A 23,726-nucleotide genomic window follows, 5' to 3' on the forward strand; every position below is an offset into this window, starting at 1 on the left:
ACTTGTTGTTGTTTTCTTACTAAAAAACAAAGAGATTTATTATTTTTAACTTAAAAGAATTTGAAGAAAGTACTGATAGTAGATTGGCTAGATAAATATGGCGGTGCAGAACGAGTCATTAAGGATTTGTATGCATCTGTACAATTTGACAAAGTTTATACAATGGTAAATGTCATGGAGAGGTCTGACTTAGAAAACATTTTTCCTGGATTAAAATATAGCATCATTACCTCTCCCCTCCAAAGATTCGGGTTTAAGTTTAGACTTTTTTTCTTTTTATTTTGGAATACTATTGAGAAAATCCAAATCGATACTGATTCTCAATTAATTTTTTCATCTTCTCATGCTGTAGCTAAAGGAATTAATAAATCAAATAAAAACCAAATTCATATTAGTTATTTTCAGGCTCCAAATGCAAATTATATTTGGGATGAGGCTCCAATATATTTTGGGAAATTCTATTTTTTCATAAAACCAATGCTCTATTTTTTAAGAAAGAAAGATATAAGCCATGGACAAAAACCAGACTTTATTATTGCAAACTCAAAATTTGTGCAAAATTGGATTAAAGAAAAATACAATCGAAACTCTGTTGTAATATATCCTCCTATTAACCTTTCAGATTTTACTTTAAAAATAGAAAAAGAAGATTACTACATTGCTGTTGGCAGGATAGTACATATTAAAAGGTTTGACATTATTATTGATGCGTTTAATAAAAACAAAAAAAAACTTATTATTGTTGGCGATGGAGAATTATTAAACAGAATAAGAAAAAGATCTAATGATAATATTTTTTTTAAGGGATTTGCAGGGCATAAAGAAATCAACCATCTGATTGGTTCTGCAAAAGCTTTTATACAAGCCGGAATAGAGGGCTTCGGCATAGCTCCATTAGAGGCTCAAGCTTGTGGAACACCAGTAATTGCCTATAGAAAGGGAGGGGTAACAGAAACCGTTATCGAAAATGAAACAGGAATTTTCTTTGATACACAATCTGCTGAAAGCTTGATAAATGCTATAACTTTATTCGAATCTAAATCATTTAATCCTATTTCTATTAGTAATCATGCTCATCAATTTACAGAGGAGAGGTTTAAAAATGAAATAGCTGCATTTATTAAATCAAAGATTAAAAACTAAAATTATTTTTATGTTTAAAAGTCTGATTTATAGATAAACAAAGCCATATTACAAACCCAAATAAATAAGAGCCCAGCTGAACATTCATCAAATTTTCTACCATGCAAAAGTTAAATAAAAGAATAAGCATTGCCATCGGTATAAACTCTTTCTTTAGTATTTTCCAAAAATAAAAAAAGACTCCTGTAAATGTTAGAAAACCCAAAAAACCCGTTAATAAATAATATTCTATAAACTGATTATGTGTTCCAAAAAGAGATTTCATAAAATATTCTCTCAATCTATTATTCTTTGTTTTAACATCATAACAATCAGCCATTTTCGCTTGTAATAGCTTTTCTTTTCCTAGTCCAATAAACTTATTAAAATCTCTTTCTTTTGCTAAATCTTTTGCACAACTCCAAATAATAATTCGCGGTTCTTGTTCTTTTAATTGCTCAATAATTTCACTTTGATTAAAACTGGATAATTCGAATCTCTTTTTTAAAGTAGTACTAAAATAAAAAACTGATAATATACTTAAGCAAACCGCTATCAAGCCTAATGTTTTATATTTCCAATTAGTCTTTAAATAAATTAATATATATATCAACAAAACAAAAACTAGTGAGACCAGCTGTATTCTATTACCGATAACTATGAGATAGACGATATAAAAAAAAGATAATCCGCAATAAAACCATTTTATTTTTCCATAACTGAATCTTATTAAATATGCGCAAAATAGAATACCTAAGGCCAATAGAAAACCAAGATACGGACGGCTTACTAATAATAATCCATTAATATGCCCTCCTTCTACCATATTAAAATTTATACTATCAAAATAATAATTAGCAACATTAGCCATTCCCCTTACCGCAAGTACCGTCAATACAGATAAGTAAATTTTCAATAAAACACGAATATCTGACAACCAAGATAGTACAATAGAAGATAAAGCAACTAATCCCAATAATCCAAAACGTTTTTCTCCTAATTCTTGAAAGAACAATCCATGCAAAAACTGATATCCTAAAAATATACCTATAACTGCATACGCTATTTTATAGCTCTTAAGATAAGTATAAATATTTTTTTTTGTGCGTTTCCAATCTAATAAAACAAATAAAATAAGAGCAATTAAAGCAATATTTACAATTTTAAAACCAAATACCAAGAAAAAGATATAAACACTTAGGAAAAAAACACTTCCTATCTTAGACAACTTTTCACTCATCAATCTTAGCTTAAAATATTAATGATTATCCATCTCCTAAAAAATTTCAGTATCGAAAAAAGAGAAAATCCTACATATTTCATAAAAGAAATTTTTTTCTGTTCAAACAAATATTTAAAATTTGACAATTCTCCTTTTTCCATTTTAAAGATATTTTGAGATAATCCTGCTTCTCCATAATCTCTTTTATTGGCAATGCTGCACGACAAAGATAAATCAATCGTTATCCCATAAAATTTGTCCGCCAAAATCTCTAAAAAAAATCTATAATCTTCCGAATGTTTTTGATGAATATTAAACTTATAATTTTTAGCCACTCTTGCATTAACCATAGTAGATGAAGTCAAAAAAAAGTTTTTAAAGCACAGTTTTAGAAAGTTTACAACGCTCACTTTTTTCAAAATAATTTCTTTTTTTCGAAGTCCTTTCTTTCCACCAATTAAAACAGAATCGGGGTAAGTTTGTAGTCCTCGAAGCTGAATTTCCGTTTTATCCTCAAACCAATAATCATCAGAATCTAAAAATGCAATCCAATCTCCGGTAGATTCTTCTATTCCCCTATTTCTTGCAGCAGAAGGCCCTTGATTCGTCTGACTTATGATTTTTATCAACAAATGGGCTTCTTTATATTTTTCATGAATTTCATCTAACTTTTCCAAAGTATTATCCGTAGAGCCATCATTGACAAGAATTATTTCGTGGACAGAATAAGTCTGATTAACAGCGGATTCTACACACTGATGAATTGTTTCGGCACAATTATAGCACGGAATGATGACAGATACTTTTATCTTCATTTAATAATTAATACTTAATTTTATTACTAAAAGCTAAAGTTTTTTAATGATTTTTTTTGTGTATCGGATATAAATAAAGGCTTTTCAATTTTTGATTCTTTATTTATTACTCTTGACAAGACATTAATTATTTTATCATCTTCATACTCTGCATCACCCACCATCCAATCTTCATGTTGCCCTACATCGGTTAAAAAATCAGTACATTTTTGATGATATTCATTTAATATAAAAGGAACATCATTATAAGCTGCTAAGATAGCAGCATGAAGTCTTGTTGCTATCATTACATCACATTGTCCTATTAAATTCCAAGCAGAGAGTACTGAATTTTGATAATCTACCAACTCAAAATTCTTAATCTGGCTTTTATTTATTACATCTAAAGTCAGTTTTTTATCTCCAAAAACTTTATGTCCGTTAATTACAAAAAAACGAAAAGTAACGTCTTCGTTATTTTTATTTATTTTTTTCAGCAACTTTATTATACTCTCATTTCTCCTGTTTTCGTTTTTAATTTCATCTAATTTTGAAATACTTTCATAAGGGCAAACGCTTACTCCTATAATTTTTTTATTTTTATTTTTTGGTAATTTATTAATTCCAGTATATACCAGCGGCAATAGAGCTGCCAAATCAAATGCTTCTATTGGTTTATAAGGCAAATCTAATGTGTTTACATACTCATAAGATCTGTTGTCTCTTAACGTCAAAAAATTAAGCTGTTTTAAATATTTAATTACATTTTGTTCGTATTCACTATTTTTAAATGGTCCGATAGAAACACCAATAGCTCCGGTTTGTATTTTTCTGTTAACCGTCTTCTTTGCTATTTCCGCCAATGCCTTTAAATAATGCTTTTTATGATCAACAAAAGTTGAACCACCTGCTGAAATAAAATAATCTGCATTGACCATTTCTCGTAGACCTTGTATTCTGTCGAAACCTTTAAATAATGGTTTCCCGAGTTCTTGAAAGTCATTTACTAATTTTGGTAATCCGTGTGCTAAAAAAACAATATTTTCTGTATTTAAAAACTCTTTGCTTCCCCAAGCTGCCACTTCTAAAAAAGCATCATCTCCCGTATTTTTAAAACCATAAAAACCACTGTACAAAATCTTTTTCATTGATTGCCAATTTTACTCAAAATTACTTCTTTTACTTGTATCTTTTCTTCTTTTCTCAATAAAAACCAAGCTCCTGCACCTAATACTAAAGTTAAAACTATACAACCCATAATCAACTCAATAAAACTATTAATTTGGAATCTTTCTGATGAAAAACACACAGTTAACCCAACTCCAAAAAGCGTAATAATCAGTGAAGAAAAAATAGTTCGTATATAGGTATACCATTGTATACCCATAATTTTAGCTGCGTAGAGAGGCGTAAATACAAAATTTTTAATAGTTAAACTTATGAATCCAGAAATTGCTACAGCAAGTATACCCAAAGAGGTATATTTTATTAACACGATACCTAAGCAAATGTTTAATACTCCTGTTAGTAAAGTTACTACCCCTGGAATTTCTGCTTTATTATAAGCTATATTTATATTAACGATTGAGCTGTATGCTAAATTAAATCCTAAATGAAAAATCATAACTTGTAAAATGAACGTGTATTCTTCGAATTCCACTCCTAACCATACTCTTAAAATGTCTTTTGCAAAGTAAACAATTATAACTGCAATGACAGAAGATAATATTCCTAATAATTTGGTTGTTAGTTTAGTAAATTCGATTAATTTATCTATTTGCTGGTTGGCATACAAATTTAAAGTTAGAGGTCCAAAAACGGTAGAAAATATTCCAATTATGGTTCTGATTAAGAAACTCCATTGAATTAAAGTCCCGAATATTCCGGATTTTTCTTCTCCAAGTAAATTATTGACGACTAAAATATCTGTTTGTAAAAATAGTAAAACTCCTACTTGATTAACCATTAACCAAAACCCCAGCTTGCTCAATAATTTAAATTTGGAAGTATCAAACAAGGAAAAACGAATCTCTAAATTAGGATGTAACTTCTTTGCTATTTTATAACTATAAATAAATGAAATAATAGTTGAAAATAAAACGGCTATTCCGTACGCTTGTACATTAATATATCCTATTAAAAATAAAGCTGTCAGAAAAATAATAATTCCTAAGCGATTAATTATCAAAGAAATATTCTGAAGATTAATTCTGTTTTTAACATAAGCTATACTATTAAATAACGATGCAAAACTGTTTAAAACAAAAGCAATAATAATTGTTCCAAATAAGATTCTCGAATCATTGATATTATTTTCACTAATATTTAAAAAAAGAGAAGGATTGTAAACGAAAAGGAAAAGAAGAGGCATAAAAATTAAAAACAACCCTAATAACACAAAATATGAGGTCGAAAAAGTTGTATTAACTGACTTAAAATCTGTTGCAAAATCTATTGACAAAAAGCGCGATAATGTTCCATTAATAGCCACCGTTATAATAAGCATAAACGATGTAATAGACATAGATATCGGAATTAAAGAATATGTTCCTACACCTAATTTGTCTATCAAAAAAGCGGGAAGAACCAATCCGATTAATGCATTAATCGCAAAAGTTATTACATTAAATAACAGATTAATTTTGGTTTGGTATTTATTTGAATATGCCATTGATAGATATTTCCTTTACGCTTTATTATATAATGTTATACCTAATTTTTCTTGTTGTTTTAGCTTTATTAATATAGCTAACATTAACCAAAAACCATATTGTCTGAAAAAATCAGTCTGCAACCAATTAAAAGACAGTCCTATTAATGATATAAAAACTGTTAATGCAATTAATCTATTGGAATTTCTTAACGCACGATAGTAAAAAAAAGAATCAAAAATAGCTAACGAGATTAAACCTATAAAAATCATAAAACCTACAACTCCAGTTTCAGCCAATAAACGAGTATAAATATTATAACCTGACGGAAAAGATTTTACATCCTCATTTTCAAAAAACAGATCAAACTCAAAATTATCTTTAGTTGCCCACTCAGGGTAATGTTTTCTTTTGTGGTAAGTTTCCTGTCCTAATCCAACACCAAATACAGGATGGTCTATAAATACTTTTAATGAAGCGTATTGCATTCCAAACCGAGTTTTATTAGATACGCTTTGAGTTAGATTTTTAGAAAAATTTAAAGAATCTGCTTTTTGAGTTATTATTTCTGAAATTTTTCCAATATTCATTATCAATAGTATCAATAAAACTGGTGAAGTATAAGTTAGTATCTTCGCTATTTTCACTCTTATTTTTCTTCTTCTTAACAATAATATCAAAAATATCAACAACTGTATTGTAACATTTATTAAGGCTGTCCTAGATCCGGAAAAGAACATAAGAATCAAAACCATAGAAACGGGCAAAAACCGCATGTAAGTTTGTTTAGACGTAAGTATATAACTAAACATCCAAGGAGCTACCATAATCAGATAATTTCCAAGCGCAGGAACTTCATAAGAAATGGAAGATACTCTACCTCCAGGATCAAGTTTTGTATTTACAAAAGGGAAAATATCAAAAGCTGAAAGTATTGGCATAAGCTGATAAATTCCAAATACAACAATTAGTATTTCTATAAAACCATAGATAAAAACAAAAACCAAGCTCCACCACATCACAGCCCTAATAACCGAAAATATTCTTTTTAAAGGATATATTCTAATTACATTCCAGAAGAAGACAGTAAAAATAACCGATGATAAAAGAAATGATATTAATTGTCTAAAAAAGCGGCTTATCCCTGCTGTCTGTTTAAAATAACTTTCACTAATAGATGGATAATTCAACAACGCACTTAAAAAAATCCAACCCAAAAACAATAAAATAATCTTAAAATAAATACTCCTTACAGGTAAAATTATTTTTTTTTCAACAAAACTATCTATGCAAACTAGAAAAAAACCAAATAAAAAAAAATAGGTGGCCGCTTCGTTTTGATATTCTCCTAAAAAAGAAACACCATCAAACTCATTAAAAGGAATAAAGAAAATCCCTAATAAAAAGAACAAAACATATATTTTTTTTAATGAATTCACGCTTTTTTTTAAGATATTACTAAGAATAGTTTTCTAAACTTTACTGCTCAACACACTATATTTCGGTCTCTTTGCTTTAGCAGGATACTCCGAAGTAGATATTGGATTAACTGTTATATTTATATTATTTTTCTTGAAAATTTCAACTGCAAAATCATACCATGAATATATTTTTTCGCCACAAAAATGATACAATCCAAATGGACGTTTTTCTTCTACCAATCCCACAATATAGCAAGCTAAATCCAAGGCATCCGTTGGACAGCCTATCTGGTCGTTTACAACATTTATTTCTTTTTTCTCCCTCGCCAGTCTCAACATTGTGTTTTTAAAATTATGTCCAAAATCAGAGTACACCCAAGATGTTCGAACAATATAATACTCCCGCATTATTTTCTGGATGTATTGCTCTCCCTTTAACTTTGATGCGCCATAGACATTTATCGGATTAGGACTATCATTTACTGTATAAGGTTTCTCCTTATCCCCATCAAAAACAAAATCAGTAGAAAGGTGAAGCAAAACAACTTTATTCTGATGACAAATTTCTGCAATATATTTTAGAGATTCTGAATTTACTAAAAAAGCTTTTTCTACCTCATCTTCTGCACTATCTACCGCTGTATAAGCAGCCAGATTAAAACAAACATCCGGGCGGTATAACTTTACTACTTCTTTAAATTTTTCAGAATCAGTGATATTCAACAACGCAGAATCACAAAAAATAAAATCAATTTCTGCAAATTGTCTCGAAACAGACTGTAATGCCTGCCCTACCTGTCCATTTGCTCCCGTAACTAAAATTCGCATATTGGTAAATGGTGTTTAAAAGAGGGCAGACACAAATCTTTCTCTGAAATAATCAGGTTTTCAATACCCTCTAAATTCCATTCAATATTAAGCTCATAATCGTTATAGATTATTCCTCCTTCGGCTTCCTTATTGTAATAGTTATCGCATTTATATGAAAAAATAGCTGTATTACTTAAAACTAGAAAACCATGTGCAAAACCTTTGGGGATGAAAATCTGTTTTTGATTCCTATCATTCAAAATTTCTTTAATGTATTGTCCATAGGTTTTAGAATCAGGGCGAATATCTACTATTACATCTAATACTTCTCCCTGAATAACGCGAACTAATTTTGCCTGCTGATACTTTCCTCTTTGATAATGTAACCCTCGTAACACGCCTTTTGAAGAAACTGATTGATTGTCCTGTATCCAGCAAATCTCCTGTCCTGTAGTTTTTGTAAACTTTGTGTGATGATAGCTCTCAAAAAAACAACCTCTTTCATCAAAAAACACAGTAGGCTCAATGATAAAACAATCTTTTAAAGCAGTTTTTGTCACTTTCATATTATTACTGCTTATTTATAGCTCTATATTTCTTGTATGTTCTTACTCCCAAATTTCCGATTACAAATAAAAAAACAAATAACACAGGAAGCTTTATTTCTTTACCAAGCTTACTAACTCTCTTCTTTTCTGATTTTTCTTTTTCTATTTCGCTTTCCTTCGTTTCAAACCGATAAACCTCAAATAATACTTCTTCTCCTTCCAATATTTTAAGCTCAACTTCTGATAAAACTTTCAGCAGATTATCCTTTTCAGTAACCAAATTAGCTAGGTCGTCTGATTGTACCGTTTCTCCTTTGTCCAGAATAGAATTGATTTGATTAAGAGATTTAAATAATTCTTCTTTTCTAAAAATTAACCTGTCAAGCTCGATATTTTTTCTACTTTTATAATAAGGCTCTTCTGAAACTTGCTTTTGAAAAGATTTAAAAAATGTATTAAAATCAAAACTTTCTAATACCTCGAAAGATATTTTCTGATAGCGGTATTTTTTATTTGTCGCACTATTATACAGTAATTCCTGATATCTTTGAACCTTACTATTCAGAACTGAGAGGGTGTGAACATTCATTCTATTTTCATCCATTAAATCATAGATATTTTCAACTCCCTGAATCCTAATTTCTTTAATACCTTCTGTAAGTGGTTCTTTATCCTCATAATGATTAATCCAGTCAATTATAAAATCAATAGAACCATAATTAGGTACAACTACAACCTCATACATTTTAGTTTTATCGGAATTTGTCAAATCAAATGTCTTTTCTCCGACAGCTCCCGTTGATGTTCGATCCAAAAAATATCCCAATCCAAAACCAATTGCAATAAGCAAAATCAAGTAAATTGCATTTTTAATAATAAAACGAACCATTCTATAAAAGCAAAGTCCTACCGAATTTGACAACGATTTAAAAAAACTTTTTAATTCATTAAATGTAATCTCGTCAAAATGGTCCGGATTATTTTGAGTTTTATTTTCCATAATGCTATTTTATATTAAAAATCTGTTCCAAAATTTTTATCGTAATTAAATAGGTTGGTTTTACCCCTGTTGTTCCCAATCCTCCTGAAGCTAACGTACTTCCTGTTTCCAAAGGATTATCGGAAGCATAATAAGCATATCGGACTTTGACATCCGGATTTATGCTTTTTCTAATCTTAGAAGCAGATTGTACAGCTTTTTGATAATGAGCACCTTCCATTTCCAATCCAATTACTCCCCAGGTAGAATCGTGGAAAAACTTCAACAAATCTTTGTTTTGTAATGAAGTTCCCAAAACCGTTACCATCGTTCCTTCATAAACCGGAATATCTAAATCTTTAAACAGATCTGCTGTCAACTCATTTTCAAAAGGATAATTATCACCTGTACCTTCATTAATATGTGCAAACGGAATCATAATATCTCCTTTCTGCCCTGCTAAAATTCCCGCTTTCCCCATTACAGAAACAGATTTTACATTAATCAATGTATTTTTTTGATAAGGTTTTAGCAATTCATCTATGGTTTCATAAGCCTGTTCGCCAAAAGCATAATCCATCACAATAATAACAGGAAATTCCTCCTCCACCTTAACATCGGCAAAGTTAGTATTATTAAAGTTTATTTTTGCTGTATCAAATATCTGAACATCAATATTGGTTCCTGATTCATCTGGTAAAAAAACCATCCCTTCACTTAACGCCCTTTCTTTTACTAAATTGCGAAGATGGCTATTTTCTGACTTGCTCAATTCTTCATAAATTTCTAGTTCAGATTCAACCTCTATTTCCTTTCTTATTACCGAAGGAGCAAAAATAGAATTCATCACACTATGCATATTTGCGCTGATAATGTGTATAGGTCGGTTTAAAATACCTTTATCCTGTAAAACGCCTTTGATTCTGTCTGACCATATTTCTCCATAAATATGATGTCCTAAACGCTCTCTCAATAAAGGGCTAAATGTAATCGTTCTCTTATTATTATCAACATCCTCCTCTATAGCAAGTTTTCCCAACCAATAAATTACGTCTAAAAAACGATCCGGATTATTGGGAACTTCAAATTTTTCATAAGCTGAAAGCACTTCCAAAAACGACCTGCCTAAAACATTTGACAAACGAGAAATAATCACTTCTTTTTCCTCCAATTCTAACGGCTCTTTTTGTTGTGCGCTAAATTCAATCTTTTTCCAATCACGCGTTACCTTTCCGTCTTCATCAATTAAAACTCTGTCTTTAATTTTATGCGATTCAATAAAAATAAAAGTCAAATGAGTCAGAACATCGTATATATCTGATCTTCCTCTTGTGATTTCAATGTTCATCTGCTCTTCATCAATTCTATAGCAATTTCTTCTTCGCTTTGGAGGAACTATTGCTTCAAAATGAGAAAAAGAATATCCTTCATCTGATGTTAAATTAATATATCTACACTCCTCTATTCCAACAGGTAAGCGTTCAATAACATAGAGTAACCCGTTGAGTTCAACTTTTTCTTCGGCAATAGATCCGTAAATTTCAGGACGAAGTTCCAGCAGTCCTTCTCTTAAAGTATCCCCGGAAACTCCCATGGGTTTGTAAAAACCTCTGTTAAACAAATGTCGCATTGTAATATACATCCGCTCTATTGCTGCGGATGATATTTGTGCTCTTGTTCGATATGTATTTTTTATCTCTTTCATGCTTTTTTTTATTAATTATTGTAACTTGTCAGCAATACTTCTGTCGTTGCTCAACCTGGGTAACTTATTTTGTCCTCCCAACTTTCCTATACTTTTCATATATTTTTGAAAACCTTCTTTTTTAACCAATTTTATAACCAAAGGCTTCAAAACTTTTCCTGCTATTAAATCATCATAATATACATTTTGTTTTCGTAAAGCAAAATCTATTTTTAAAGCAAAATCTTCTATGTTTTCCGGTTTTGTTTCAAATTCAATAAACCATTCGTGATAAGGCAAACCTTCATCGGGAGTAATTTGAGGAGCAACCGTAAATTCATTTACCTGAACATCTGTTCCCAAGATTGCTTCTTCTAAAGCCGTTTCAACTTCTTTGGCAATTACGTGCTCTCCAAAAGCCGAAATAAAGTGTTTTATTCTCCCCGACACCACGATTCTATAAGGTTTTTTACTTATAAATTGTACGGTATCACCAACATTATACCCCCACAATCCGGCATTAGTAGAAATGATTAAAGCATAATTCACACCTAGTTCTACTTCTCCTATAGTGTATCTCTTCGGATGTTCATCAAAAAATTCATTTGCTTTTACAAACTCATAAAAAATTCCTCCATCAAGCAATAGCAATAGTCCTTTTTCTGTTTGCGAATCCTGATAAGCAAAAAAACCTTCTGAAGCCGGAAATGTCTCTATTGAAGGAACTTTTCTTCCTATCAGCTTTTCAAATTTAGCTCTATAAGGTTCAAAATTAACTCCTCCGTAGATAAAAAGCTTAAAATTGGGAAAAATATCCCCTACCGGCTTTTGTTCTTTCTTTTTTAATTTTTCAAAATACATTTGAACCCAGCTTGGAATTCCTGAAATAACAGACATATCCTGATTTACAGTTTCATCTACAATTGCTTCCACTTTAGTTTCCCAATCCTCAATGCAATTAGTCTGCCAGCTTGGCAAGCGGTTCTTCTGTAAATAACCTGGTACGTAATGAGCAACAATTCCCGACAATCTACCAAACTTTATTCCTTTTTTTTCTTCCAAAATCGGACTTCCTTGCAGAAATATCATTCTTCCATCAACAAATTCAGCATTTCCGGTTTCATAAATGTATTCCAAAATAGCATTCCTTGCCGCCTTAATGTGATAGGGCATCGATTCTTTAGTAAGCGGAATATATTTTGCTCCTGATGTAGTTCCTGAAGTCTTGGCAAAGTAAACCGGTTTCCCCTTCCAAAGCACATTTTCTTCCCCTTCTATTACCCGATGAATATAGGGGCTTAATGCCTCGTAATCTCTTATAGGAACATTGTTTACAAAATCCTCATGAGTTTTAATACTCCTAAAATTGTGTTCTTGTCCGAAAGCTGTATTTTGTGCTTGCTTTACTAACGACAAAAATATTTTGTATTGTGTTTCCACAGGGCTATTAACCCATTTTTGAGTATTGTTATGTACTATTGAAGCAAAAATTTTAGCTGCGAATGATTTTATCGACATAATTTTATTCAAAATCTATAAATAAAGTGGCATCTAATGGATAATTATCTTTCCATAGTTCAAAATGGAAATATTGAGAATCTTCCGTTGTGCTTTCTGTTTTTTCTCCGTCATGAAGACCTAAAACTTCACCGGATTTAACGGTTTCATACTCGGATTTCGTTAACGTTGATAAATGTTTATATACCGAAATCAAGCCTCCTTCGTGCAAGACAATAATAGTATGTCCGTCTTTAATTGTCCAATCTACAAACAAAACTGTTCCTTTGGCAATTGCTTTTACAGGGGTGTTCTTAGAAACCAGAAAATCAACTCCAAAATGATAAGTACTCGGATCATATTTTCGGACTACTTCACCATCCACCGGCGAAAACAAAACCTGATTTACTCTTGGTGTTTCCTCCGTAAAAATATTGTATTTATCCTCTAATCGCACAAATTCTCTAAGTTCCAGATCTTTTTCGCTTGGCTGTTTATGCTCAATTGCATTGACGGGGTTTCCGGATAACCTCAACGAATCAATACTTTCTTTAGTAATTTCGACTTCTCCCAAGAGTGCCTTTTTTACAGCATGGATATAAGCGGTATTTTTATAGGCTTCTTCTTCCAACGAATCAACCTTTAAAGCGAGTTCGATTGTTTTTTGTTTTAATTCAGAAGAAGAATATCCGGGGATATATTCTTTTATAGGAGTAAGGACAAGTAAGATAACTGTTGACAGAATTAATAAAAAAACCAGTGTTGTACTTCCGCCCACTACATTCAACAGATTGAGTTTAAAAGAATAAACGTCTTCAAACGTTCTGTCATTCACCACAACAACCCTATACTTGTTTAAAAGTTTATTTTTCCATTTTTTCTTTTTAATCCCTTTCCCAGACATACGCTGTACTTTTTCCACACAAATATAGCAATTATAAAAATTGGCATTCTTCATTTTTAGTTTTAATTCACACCAAAAAGACTCAATATGTTAATCTTAAACTATTAAACGTTAAATAAAGGAATAAAACCTCAAACGGATTCTTTTTTTATCTTTATATTTGTAGCTATCAAATGTTTCAAACAAAATACTATGAATTCATTACATATTTTTTTGGGGATGGTAGGACCATGGCAAATAGTTATTATTGTCGCTATTATTCTTTTGCTGTTCGGAGGTAAAAAAATTCCTGAACTGATGAAAGGGCTTGGTACTGGAATTAAAGAATTTAAAGACGCTACCAAAGACGAAAATGCTCAACAAACAAGCAAAAAAGACACAACATCAAACGAAAATAAAACAGAATAGCAGTAAATTTTACTGTTTTCAACCAACAAAAAAGCACCTTACTCTTATTTTGTAAGGTGCTTTCTGTTTTTTTACCAAACAAAAAAATCCAAGTACTTACTTTAAAATCCTTTATAACTTCATTGTCAATTGCAGGCGTTTTTTGGAATGGTCTACTTCTAACACTTTAACCACTACGTGTTGATGCAGTTTTACTACTTCATTCACATCTGAAACAAAACCTTCTTTGAGTTGGGAAATATGCACCAAACCGCTTTCTTTAATTCCGATATCAACAAAACATCCAAAATTGGTAATATTATTCACAATTCCATTGTAAACTTTTCCTACTTCTACATCATTAATCGTACGCAAAGACGGATCAAACTCCAATACTTTAGCTTTTTTTCTGGGGTCCAATCCTGGTTTTTCCAATTCTTTTAATAAGTCCTGAATATAGTGAATTCCAAATAGTGATGAGGTATATTGATTAGAATTTATTTGTTGAATAAGAGATTTATTGCCAATTAAGTGCTCTGTATTTACTTTTAAATCTTTTGCCATTCGTTCCACCAAAGTATATGCTTCAGGATGTACTGCTGAATTATCCAGCACATAATCACTGTTTAATACCCGAACAAATGCTGCTGCCTGTTGATAAGCTTTGTCGCCTAATCGCGTAACCTTTTTAAGTTCTTTTCTGCTCTTGAAAGCTCCGTTTTCAGTCCGGTATTTTACAATATTTTCCGCCAATTTTTCTCCAATTCCGGAAACATAGCTCAGCAGCGAATGACTTGCTGTATTTAAGTTAATTCCCACTTTATTTACACAGCGCATTACTACATTGTCCAATTCCTGTTTTAACAAAGTCTGATCCACATCGTGTTGATATTGTCCTACTCCTATAGATTTTGGTTCAATTTTTACCAATTCTGCCAAGGGGTCTTGCAATCTTCTTCCAATAGATACTGCTCCGCGAACTGTAACATCGTAATTTGGAAACTCTTCACGAGCGATTTTAGATGCTGAATAAACTGATGCTCCGGCTTCACTAACTACAAAAACCTGAATTGGTTTGTCAAAAGCAATTCTCTGAATAAAAAATTCTGTTTCTCGTGACGCTGTTCCATTACCAATTGCAATCGCTTCTATTTTATATGAATTTGCCATCGAGCGGATTTTTTTGGAAGCCATTGCAGTATCTTTCTGAGGAGCATGCGGAAAAATAGTCTCGTTGTACAATAGGTTTCCATTTTCATCAATGCAAACTACTTTACATCCCGTTTTGAATCCGGGATCAATTGCAAGCACGCGCTTTTCTCCTAATGGTGCTGCTAATAATAACTGCGACAAATTATCTGAAAAAACGCCTATTGACTGTAAATCAGCTTTTAATTTGTATTCCTGAAGAACTTCATTGGAAATAGCAGGTTCCAACAAACGCTTGTAAGCATCAGCAATAGCTTGTTTTATCTGCTTGGCGGTTTGTTCGTGATGCGGATATTTAACAATAGCTTCTTCAATAAAAAGCAAAGCTTCCTCTTTATCAATCGAAATATTTATTTTAACAAACCCTTCATTTACAGCTCTTAACATCGCTAATAAACGATGCGACGCTGTTTTATGCAAGGGTTCATTCCAATCAAAATATTGTTCGTATTTCTGAGCAGCTTCTTCCTCTTTTTTTGCTTTAACTACTTTAGTTGAAATTTCAGACTGACGCTGAAATTTACGTCTAAGCGTTTTTCTTACATAAATATTTTCATTAACCCATTCGGCAATAATATCACGTGCTCCTTGTAAAGCGCTTTCAGAAGAATTGACTTGACTGTTTAAAAACTTTTCTGCCGAATACGTCAAATCATCTGTTTTTTGCGCCATGATTATTTTTGCCAAAGGTTCTAATCCGTTTTCGCGAGCGACATCTGCTTTTGTCTTTCTCTTCTTTTTAAACGGAAGATAAATATCTTCTATTTCATTCAAATCAAAAGATTGAATGATTTTTTCTTTTAACGGATCTGTTAATTGTCCTTGCTCTTCAATAGAAGCTAAAATAGCTTCTTTTCTTTTGACAATTGTATCAAACTGAATTGAAAATTTTTGAATCTGTTCAACCTGAACTTCATCTAAATTCCCGGTGTAATCCTTTCGGTATCGGGCTATAAACGGAATGGTACAATCTTCGGAAAACAATTCCAAAGTACTCTGTATTGATTGTTCAGGAACAACGATTTGTTGTTTTATGTATTGAATTTTATCCATCTTGCTTTATCAGACTGCTAAAATACTACCTTTGCAGCAATTATTGTCACATGAAATTTGTATTCCTTTACTTGATTACCGTTAATTATATAGCATTCAGCTTATATCATCTGGATAAAGAACGAGCAATAAAAGGCAAGCGAAGAATCTCAGAAAAAAATCTGCTCACAATAACAGCTCTTGGAGGAACATTAGGAGCGTGGATCGGTATGAATAAATATAAGCATAAAACTAAAAAGCTCTCTTTTAAGTTATGGTTTTATGCGATTGCTGCTTTACAAATTTTATTGTTTTTTGCGTTTTATAAACGAAAATTATTTATTTAATAAATCGGATAATAGCCGGATAAAAGTTTTTTACAGTTCCTTTAGAAATACGGACAGCATTAATAATCGGATATAAGAGATTGATGATTCCTAATAAAAAAAGAGCAATAAAAACAGCTTCAAAACTGATGATTTTTTCTCTATTTGTTATTTTTATAAATACTCCAATGAATAGAATAAAAGAAGTAATAATGGAATACAGAATCTGAAAATTAAGAATATTTACACCTTGTTCATTAACATGCTCAGTCTTGTTTTTATTAGAAAGCCACAAAATTAATGGTAAAATAATATTTCCGATTGCCAGAAAGCTTCCCAACATTATGGAAATATGCATCCAGATAAGAAAAGTACGATCTTCTGTTTTTTCAAAATTTATGATTTCGTCAGGCGTTACTCCCAAGGCATCACAAATCAGTTTCAATGTTCCTCCTCTCGGAGTTGTTTCATTCGTTTCAATCCGTTGAATAGTGCGTACATTTACTTTTGCCAAGTCAGCTAACTGCTCTTGTGATAGTGCTTTTTGTTTTCTTAATTGCGTAATTTTAATTCCTATTGTTTCCATATAAATTTGATTAAGTTTTATACTGCAAAGCTACTTTCTGCAGTAAAAAAACCTAACGGCAACATACCGACATTTACCCGACATTTGTGTCAGAATCAAGAAAACTAAAGAGTTTTAAGAACAAAATGCTGAAATTTATTTTCAGCATTCAATATTTTATTTTTTTAGCTTGCTGCTTAGGAGCAAGCAATCTTATTGACCCGGTTAGCATGACGCCCTCCTTCAAAATCAGTACTTAAGAAAGCTTCAACCATTTCAACAGCTTGCTGTATTGCAACAAAACGAGCAGGAATAGAAATCACATTCGCATCATTGTGCTGACGTGCCAGTATAGCTATTTCTTTTATCCAACACAATGCACATCTAACTCCTTGATGTTTATTTGCAGTAATTGCTATACCGTTTCCGCTACCGCAAATGACAACACCAAAATCTGCATTTTTCGTTTCTACATCCATAGCTACTTTGTGTCCAAAATCAGGATAATCCACAGATTCAAATGTATCCGTTCCGTAATTTACAACTTCATACCCCTTTGCTTCCAGTATCTTTACAATTGCTGCTTTGTATTCAGGACCGGCATGGTCATTTCCTATAGCTATTTTCATGTTAAAAGATGTTTCTTTATTGCTTACAAAAGTATAAATTATTTATGTTTAAAATTTATTTTTATAACCTAAACTGTATTTTACTTTTATCTTAATTAACTCTCTTTTTTCTCCGCATTCTTAAAAACAGGATAATTCCGGCTGATAATAAAACTGCTGATAAAATAGTTTTATAATTTCTCTCAGATGAACTTTTATCCAGTTCTACAGGTTTTTCATCTCCTGATAACACAAATCCAGCCCAATAAAAAGGATGTGTAAGCTTTTCTTCTTTAGTGTTTTTAAGATAATTTAGTTTTGCTTGTTGCAAGGCGATGGCTTTATCCTGACCTTTTTGAAGATTTTTGTAAAACGCAATCATAATTTCTTTAGTAGATTGATCAGGAGCATTCCAAAGGCTTGCCACCGTAGAAGAAATGCCTGCAGTCGTAAATGCCTGACGCATTGAAACTAAATTCACTCCGTCTTTAAATCCTCCAACTCCTGTATTACAAGCGCTTAAAACGGCTAAATCAGCATTAAAATTTAGCCCATATAATTCTGAAATATACATTTCATAATCTTCTTCAAAATTTGAAAAGATAAGATTACTCAGTTCGGGATCTTCATTGTTTAAGTTAGAGTGCATCGCCAAATGGAGAATAGAAATATCATTTTCTAAAGCTTTAAAATTAGTTTTAGATGCCACATCTCCTAAATATAATTTCCCTGGAATAAATTTTGCTATTTCTTTTATTTCTTCTTCAGCTCCTGATAACGCATAAGTTTCCCCTCGAACAGCAAGTTGGCTTTCTGTTCTTTCTCCTGAATATTTCGGAGCAAAAAACACTGCTTTTCTGTTTTGTGGAATATTTGATTCAGTTTTTGAAATACTCAAAAAATAAAGGCTGGAAACATAAGAAATAGTATGGTTTTCTATTAAATATTGGCTGTTATTTACCAAAAGTTCAAATGGTAAATAATGCAGTATATCATCAGATATAATCACAGTAGGGTTTGTGGTATTAAAGTCATCTTCAAATAATTTTGCGTAAAGAGCCTCTCCTTTTTCTTTGATAGTGTTTATAGATACATCCAAACTATTTACAAGAGATAAATAATACTCAATTTCTTGTTTTAAAGTCAGATAGTCTTTAATCACCTGATAACTCACTTTATTATTGTTAATTATGACTTTGAACAGTTTATCTCCAATAGCTCTAAATTTGATAATATTTTTTTGCGGTAAAACACTAACATCAATATCTGGTGTAGTAAGTAAACTGCTCAATTTATGTTGATGGAGTAACTTCTCGTTTATTTTTTTTAATTCAACTTCTTTTTCAAATATTTGTTGCTTTATATCACTATCCTTAGATTTTAAAAATTCTTTTTTAAGAAAAGTAAGATAAGATCTGACATATTGCTCTTCTTCTATTAATTTGTAAAGCTCTGTACTTCCCGCTATTTCTCTTTTTAACAAAAAAGTATTTATGAATTCTTGAGAGGCAACTACTTCCATAAAATTCAGTAAGCGATTGTTCTCTTCTAAAGAAAAGTTTCGATACATACCTACAGTCATCAATCCACTGGTAATTTTATCTACAACCTGTTTCAAATCTTTATTTAAAGGAATATTACCAATATTGCTTTCAAATTGCCTCAAAGCCATCCAATATAGCTTTTCTTCCTCTATAGAATATTTGCCATAATAATTTCGAAATGCTTTTGCAAGATTAGCTAAGCCTTCTGCATCAGTAATAACATAACCAGAGGTAAAATCTGCTGTTGAACTCTTTGGAAAATGCAGTTTTGAATTTTCATTTGAAATCGCTTTCAATAGTTGATTAACAGTTCCGATGGCTTCTTCTATTTTGTCCAAAGCAAGCAGGGATTCAACTTTTAATTCAATTTGATAAGGCTCAAGACTATCTGTTTCTTCTATCTCATTTATTATTTTTAAAGCTTGATTGTAATCTTTGTTTAAAAAGTGCGCTTTTGCTAAATCTAAGTAAAGGCTGGCTCTTGTTCCTCCGGTATGAATAGCCGTTTTATCAATTTTTACCTTTAAAGCTTTATCAATAATCGATTTTACCTTATCAAAATCATACTCCCAATTCAAATAATATCGCCCTAAACTTCTAAGTATTTCGGTATATTGGTTTTTTTCTGTTTGATCAAGCAGGTTGTTCTTTGCAATAGATTCTACCTTATTAAACACGTCTAGCATTTTAGCCTGTTCTCCGGTATCCCGATAAATAATTATTAAGTCGCCAAATATTGTGAGTTCTGTTTTGAACCCTATATAATGCATAGTGCCTGAATGAAATTCTGTCTTATTATTATTATAAATTTGCAGAGCTTTGTTTAAATACCCTTCTGCACTTTTATAGTTTCTATACCTTCTTTCATTTTTTGCTAAACTTGTATAAGTACCGATAAAATATTCAAGATCAGGCTCCGATATAGAAGAAAAAGCATTTTCAGCCTTATTTAAATACAGTTTTTCTTTTTGTGGAATATCTAAAAATCCAATACTATAAATCAAAGCTAAATTAGAATATAAATAGCCTACAAGATTATAATCCTGTTCTTCTTTTATTTGGTATTGGTCAAATAAAGCGATTGCTTGTTCTAAAGTTGTTATAGCTTTCTGGTAATTACCAGATAATATCCCCATATAGCTAGATCCATGCATAGTATTAAGCAATAACAGGGTATCTATCTCTGAACTTTTAAGATGATAATCGATCGATTTATTTAGATACCTCTCAGTATCTTCTTGATTTCGCATATAATTAAATGCAGCAAGATTTAAATCCCAATATGCTTTGCTGATTCTTTCAGGACTAGCATTGGCAATTTGAAGAACAGTAACAGCTTCTTGCATTAATAGGTAAGCTTCAGAATTTGCTTTTTTACTTTTGCTAAAATCTGCTTCTGCTTGCGTAAACATCTGCAGTCCAAGTAGCATTTTTTGTGTATTTTCTCTTTCTTTTTTAGCTGATTCAATCGCTTTTGCTCTGTAAGAAAGTGCTTGTTCAAATTGTAATTTTTTATCTAAAGAATCTGCAATTTTAGTAAATTCTTCCCACGAAGACTGTGCACAGACAGAATAACATATGAGAGTTATAAAATAAAAAATATTTGGTTTTTTCATAATAAAAACATCAACATTGCCTAAGAAATATATTACTTGAGCTTCAACATTATTTTTTGAGCATCTGATGCTCTTGTCTGATCATTTTTTATAACCTTTTTTAAGTAAATAATCGATTTATCTTTATCTCTGATTTTTAAATATCCCAAAGCAAGATACCAGTTAATCTGATTCTTGTATTTTTCAGAAGATTGTAAATCAAAACTTTTCATTATTTCAATAGCTTTTTCAATTTGATGGTCTCCCATTAGGCTCATCGCATAATAAAAATGTGCGTCTTCGGTTTGCAAAGCTCCAAAAGCCTTAGCAGCTTCTCTATAATTACGGCTGTCGTAGTAGTTAAATGCCTTTGCTATGCTTTCTTCTGAGCCATTAAAATCGCGAACGGTTGGTGCAACAATATTTGGATAAATTTCAAAATTTTCAACATATATTTTTTCATAGTTGACAGGCTGGTTAAAAAGCCATAATAAACCTGCTCCAACAACAAAAACAGCTGCAATTTTCCACCATAATGAAAGGAATCGTTTATTTTGTTTGTTTTGTTCCAAACTTTGCAGACGCTGTTTAAGCCTTTCACGCTCTTCTTTTTCTATTGCTTTCCGAATTTCTAAATGAAAACTAACTTCGCTTTTAAACTCAGAATCTCTATCCATCAGCTGTTTTATTATTTCTAACTCTTCAGCAGTGGCTTTCTTTTGAATATATTTTTCTATTAAATCTGAGGTATTCATCTTAATTTCAATACTATTTCTTTTAGTTGTTTAATACAGCGAGATTTTTGACTTTTTACAACATCTTTTGAGGTGTAGTTTAAACGATTTTTAATCTCTTCTATGGATAAGTTTTCATAATAAAACATTTTTAGAACCTCCTGACATCTTGTTCCTAATCCCTGATATCCTTTTTGTACTTTTTCTATATTTTCTTCCTTAAGCAAAAAATCCTCTTCATTATCTTCTTTAAAAAGAAACTCATAATCGGAAAATCTCTCCTTTGTTGTTGCTTTTATTTTTAGACTGTTGTATATCTTATACTTACCAATAGCAAACAAATAAGTCTTTAACGAACTTGTCAGAGAAACCAATTTTCCTGAAATAATATTTTCATACAATACAATGATACTATCTTGATAAATATCAACAACATCTTCATCATTTACGGAAAAACGCGAGGCATAAGCCACAAAATCCTTTTTATATAAAATGTAAACCTCTTCTATGACGCGTTGATCTCCTGATTGTATCTGTTCTAATAAGCTTTTTTCCCTACTCATTTATATCTTAAAACTGTTGAAGTAAACATTTTTTAAAAAATAATTAAAAAAGATGTTTACCATTTCTCTTTGTCGCTATAAACTATATAAAGCAAACAAATATATTATATCTGCAAAGCTATACTTTTTTATGATAAAATAATAAAACATATCTAAAGTAGAATATATTTTGAATTAAAAAAATTTTAAAATAATTAATATTTAAAACTATGAATTGGACAAAATCAAATTATTTAAAAAAATTCTATGCTGTAGGAATAATAACAGCAGGATTATTGTTTGGAGCTTGTAGCACAGATGACGGAGGGGGGATCCTAGATCCGGATGATAAGGAACCAATTGTACAAACCGATCCGCCGATTGTACTGGATTGTGATTACTTTAACGGTGAAGATCGTGTTTTGACTGACAATCCTAATGCAGCAGTGGATTATATCATTACTTGTGTAATGACAGTAAGAAATGCTGACATCAAAATTGAACCAGGTGTAGTAATTGAATTTGAACAAGATGCCGGAATTGAAATTGATGGCTTTAATACGACAAAGGCTTCTTTTTCAGCAATAGGTACAAGCGATCAGCCTGTTATTTTTAGAGGAAAAACTAAAGAAAAAGGGTATTGGCGAGGACTTTTCTTTGACAGCAATAGTCCTTTGAACAAGTTAAGCTATGTTCATGTACAAGACGCTGGTGGAAAACAATTTAATAGTAATGGGGATTTAGGAGCTGTAATTACTTATTCGGGTTCTTCATTAGTATTAGAAAACTCATTTATTTCGAATAGTAAAACCAATGGCTTTCAAGCCGATTATGGCGGAATTAACTTAACATTGAAAAACAATGTTTTTACGAACAATAATGTGCCAGTACAAATCACTCCACAATTAATTGATGCAGTTAATAATACCAATGATTACAAAGGAAATACAAAGGACTATGTAGTTATTAAACCTTATACTCAAACAATTAACACCCCTTCTACTTGGCATAAAATCAATGTGCCCTATGAAGTTTTGTCGACCAGTGTGAAAGGAATAGGCGTAAACAGCTTACTGACGATTGAACCAGGCGTAGTGATTGAATTTGGTGCAGGAACTTTTCTGAAAATCGAAGAAAACGGTGGTGGATTGAAAGCTGTAGGAACAACCAATGATCCGATCATTTTAACAGGAACTTCAAAAGTTAGCAAAGCTTGGAGGGGAATTAATATAGAAAGCAAGCATTCCGAAAATGAAATTGCATTTGCAGAATTCCATTATTCAGGACTTGATGCACCCACGGGAAATATATGGTTATGGTATGAAAGTTTGCTCAACATACATGATGTGAAATTTAAAAATATTAATGGTTGCGGCATTAATTATCGATTGCTTGGTACGCCTGGTGATGCAAATTTGATTATTGGATCTAATATTACGGTGAACAATGAAGGTTGTGTTTCAGTAGTATGGTAAAGTGCTCTTTATAATAATCTAAATAAACCACATAGATACAAATAAAAATGTTGAGATGTACACGAAAATCAATATGT

Annotated in this window: 21 protein-coding genes; 4 read left to right on the plus strand and 17 right to left on the minus strand. The window is 31.3% G+C overall.

Features of this window, described 5'->3' with window-relative positions; translation table 11 throughout:
• The first annotated feature begins 60 nt into the window (after nt 1–60).
• Nucleotides 61–1,143, plus strand: a complete 1,083-nt coding sequence (locus tag C8P70_RS14185) for a glycosyltransferase (RefSeq protein WP_133712582.1) — start codon at nt 61–63, stop codon at nt 1,141–1,143.
• On the opposite strand, the gene C8P70_RS06760 is transcribed toward C8P70_RS14185, so the two are convergent.
• From C8P70_RS06760 to C8P70_RS06810, 11 genes are all read right to left on the minus strand, one after another.
• Nucleotides 1,133–2,302, minus strand: coding sequence for an O-antigen ligase family protein (locus tag C8P70_RS06760; RefSeq protein ID WP_166666183.1), 1,170 nt, complete (start codon nt 2,300–2,302; stop codon nt 1,133–1,135). The genes C8P70_RS14185 and C8P70_RS06760 overlap by 11 nt on opposite strands.
• Before the next feature lie 65 nt (nt 2,303–2,367).
• A complete protein-coding gene (locus C8P70_RS06765) occupies nt 2,368–3,159 on the minus strand; it encodes a glycosyltransferase family 2 protein (RefSeq protein ID WP_133712584.1) in 792 nt (263 codons plus the stop codon).
• A 26-nt stretch (nt 3,160–3,185) separates the two neighbouring features.
• Nucleotides 3,186–4,286, minus strand: a complete 1,101-nt coding sequence (locus C8P70_RS06770; RefSeq protein WP_133712585.1) for a polysaccharide pyruvyl transferase family protein — start codon at nt 4,284–4,286, stop codon at nt 3,186–3,188.
• The gene (locus tag C8P70_RS06775; RefSeq protein WP_133712586.1) at nt 4,283–5,809 is read right to left on the minus strand and encodes an oligosaccharide flippase family protein; all 1,527 of its coding nucleotides are present in this window, start codon (nt 5,807–5,809) and stop codon (nt 4,283–4,285) included. Before C8P70_RS06775 ends, C8P70_RS06770 begins: the two co-directional genes overlap by 4 nt.
• 15 nt (nt 5,810–5,824) lie before the next feature.
• Nucleotides 5,825–7,228, minus strand: a complete 1,404-nt coding sequence (locus tag C8P70_RS06780) for an O-antigen ligase family protein (protein ID WP_133712587.1) — start codon at nt 7,226–7,228, stop codon at nt 5,825–5,827.
• A 33-nt stretch (nt 7,229–7,261) separates the two neighbouring features.
• Entirely contained in the window at nt 7,262–8,038 is a 777-nt protein-coding gene (rfbD, locus tag C8P70_RS06785) for a dTDP-4-dehydrorhamnose reductase (RefSeq protein WP_133712588.1), read from the minus strand.
• Nucleotides 8,026–8,586, minus strand: a complete 561-nt coding sequence (rfbC, locus tag C8P70_RS06790; RefSeq protein WP_133712589.1) for a dTDP-4-dehydrorhamnose 3,5-epimerase — start codon at nt 8,584–8,586, stop codon at nt 8,026–8,028. The genes rfbD and rfbC overlap by 13 nt, the downstream gene beginning before the upstream one ends.
• 4 nt (nt 8,587–8,590) lie before the next feature.
• Entirely contained in the window at nt 8,591–9,568 is a 978-nt protein-coding gene (locus C8P70_RS06795) for a hypothetical protein (RefSeq protein ID WP_133712590.1), read from the minus strand.
• Between the two features lie 4 nt (nt 9,569–9,572).
• Complete coding sequence (locus C8P70_RS06800) at nt 9,573–11,252, minus strand: DUF6909 family protein (RefSeq protein WP_133712591.1); 1,680 nt, start codon at nt 11,250–11,252, stop codon at nt 9,573–9,575.
• 15 nt (nt 11,253–11,267) lie between these two features.
• Nucleotides 11,268–12,749 (minus strand): GH3 auxin-responsive promoter family protein, encoded by a 1,482-nt coding sequence (locus tag C8P70_RS06805; protein WP_133712592.1) that lies wholly within the window; start codon nt 12,747–12,749, stop codon nt 11,268–11,270.
• Between the two features lie 4 nt (nt 12,750–12,753).
• Entirely contained in the window at nt 12,754–13,686 is a 933-nt protein-coding gene (locus C8P70_RS06810) for a murein hydrolase activator EnvC family protein (protein WP_243832679.1), read from the minus strand.
• A gap of 138 nt (nt 13,687–13,824) precedes the next feature.
• On the opposite strand from C8P70_RS06810, the gene C8P70_RS06815 reads away from it, so the two are divergent.
• Entirely contained in the window at nt 13,825–14,040 is a 216-nt protein-coding gene (locus C8P70_RS06815; protein WP_133712593.1) for a twin-arginine translocase TatA/TatE family subunit, read from the plus strand.
• A gap of 111 nt (nt 14,041–14,151) precedes the next feature.
• On the opposite strand, the gene C8P70_RS06820 is transcribed toward C8P70_RS06815, so the two are convergent.
• Nucleotides 14,152–16,281 (minus strand): Tex family protein, encoded by a 2,130-nt coding sequence (locus tag C8P70_RS06820; protein WP_133712594.1) that lies wholly within the window; start codon nt 16,279–16,281, stop codon nt 14,152–14,154.
• A gap of 50 nt (nt 16,282–16,331) precedes the next feature.
• Here C8P70_RS06820 and C8P70_RS06825 point away from each other — a divergent pair, with 50 nt between their 5' ends.
• Nucleotides 16,332–16,607, plus strand: a complete 276-nt coding sequence (locus tag C8P70_RS06825; protein WP_133712595.1) for a DUF1294 domain-containing protein — start codon at nt 16,332–16,334, stop codon at nt 16,605–16,607.
• Here C8P70_RS06825 and C8P70_RS06830 read toward each other — a convergent pair.
• The 5 genes from C8P70_RS06830 to C8P70_RS06850 all read right to left on the minus strand — a co-directional run bounded on the left by C8P70_RS06830 (nt 16,600) and on the right by C8P70_RS06850 (nt 22,195).
• Nucleotides 16,600–17,172, minus strand: coding sequence for a helix-turn-helix domain-containing protein (locus C8P70_RS06830; protein WP_133712596.1), 573 nt, complete (start codon nt 17,170–17,172; stop codon nt 16,600–16,602). The two genes, C8P70_RS06825 and C8P70_RS06830, sit on opposite strands and share 8 nt — an antisense overlap.
• Nucleotides 17,173–17,348: 176 nt before the next feature.
• Nucleotides 17,349–17,780, minus strand: a complete 432-nt coding sequence (rpiB, locus tag C8P70_RS06835; protein WP_133712597.1) for a ribose 5-phosphate isomerase B — start codon at nt 17,778–17,780, stop codon at nt 17,349–17,351.
• Between the two features lie 91 nt (nt 17,781–17,871).
• Entirely contained in the window at nt 17,872–20,919 is a 3,048-nt protein-coding gene (locus tag C8P70_RS06840) for a CHAT domain-containing protein (protein WP_133712598.1), read from the minus strand.
• A gap of 32 nt (nt 20,920–20,951) precedes the next feature.
• Nucleotides 20,952–21,653 (minus strand): tetratricopeptide repeat protein, encoded by a 702-nt coding sequence (locus C8P70_RS06845; protein ID WP_133712599.1) that lies wholly within the window; start codon nt 21,651–21,653, stop codon nt 20,952–20,954.
• A complete protein-coding gene (locus tag C8P70_RS06850; RefSeq protein WP_133712600.1) occupies nt 21,650–22,195 on the minus strand; it encodes an RNA polymerase sigma factor in 546 nt (181 codons plus the stop codon). The genes C8P70_RS06845 and C8P70_RS06850 overlap by 4 nt, the downstream gene beginning before the upstream one ends.
• 209 nt (nt 22,196–22,404) lie before the next feature.
• On the opposite strand from C8P70_RS06850, the gene C8P70_RS06855 reads away from it, so the two are divergent.
• Nucleotides 22,405–23,649: a hypothetical protein gene (locus tag C8P70_RS06855; protein WP_133712601.1), complete on the plus strand. Its 1,245-nt coding sequence runs from the start codon at nt 22,405–22,407 to the stop codon at nt 23,647–23,649.
• The last annotated feature ends 77 nt before the right edge of the window (nt 23,650–23,726 follow it).

The sequence above is a fragment of the Myroides indicus genome (assembly GCF_004364575.1).
Lineage (GTDB): Bacteria > Bacteroidota > Bacteroidia > Flavobacteriales > Flavobacteriaceae > Flavobacterium > Flavobacterium indicum_A.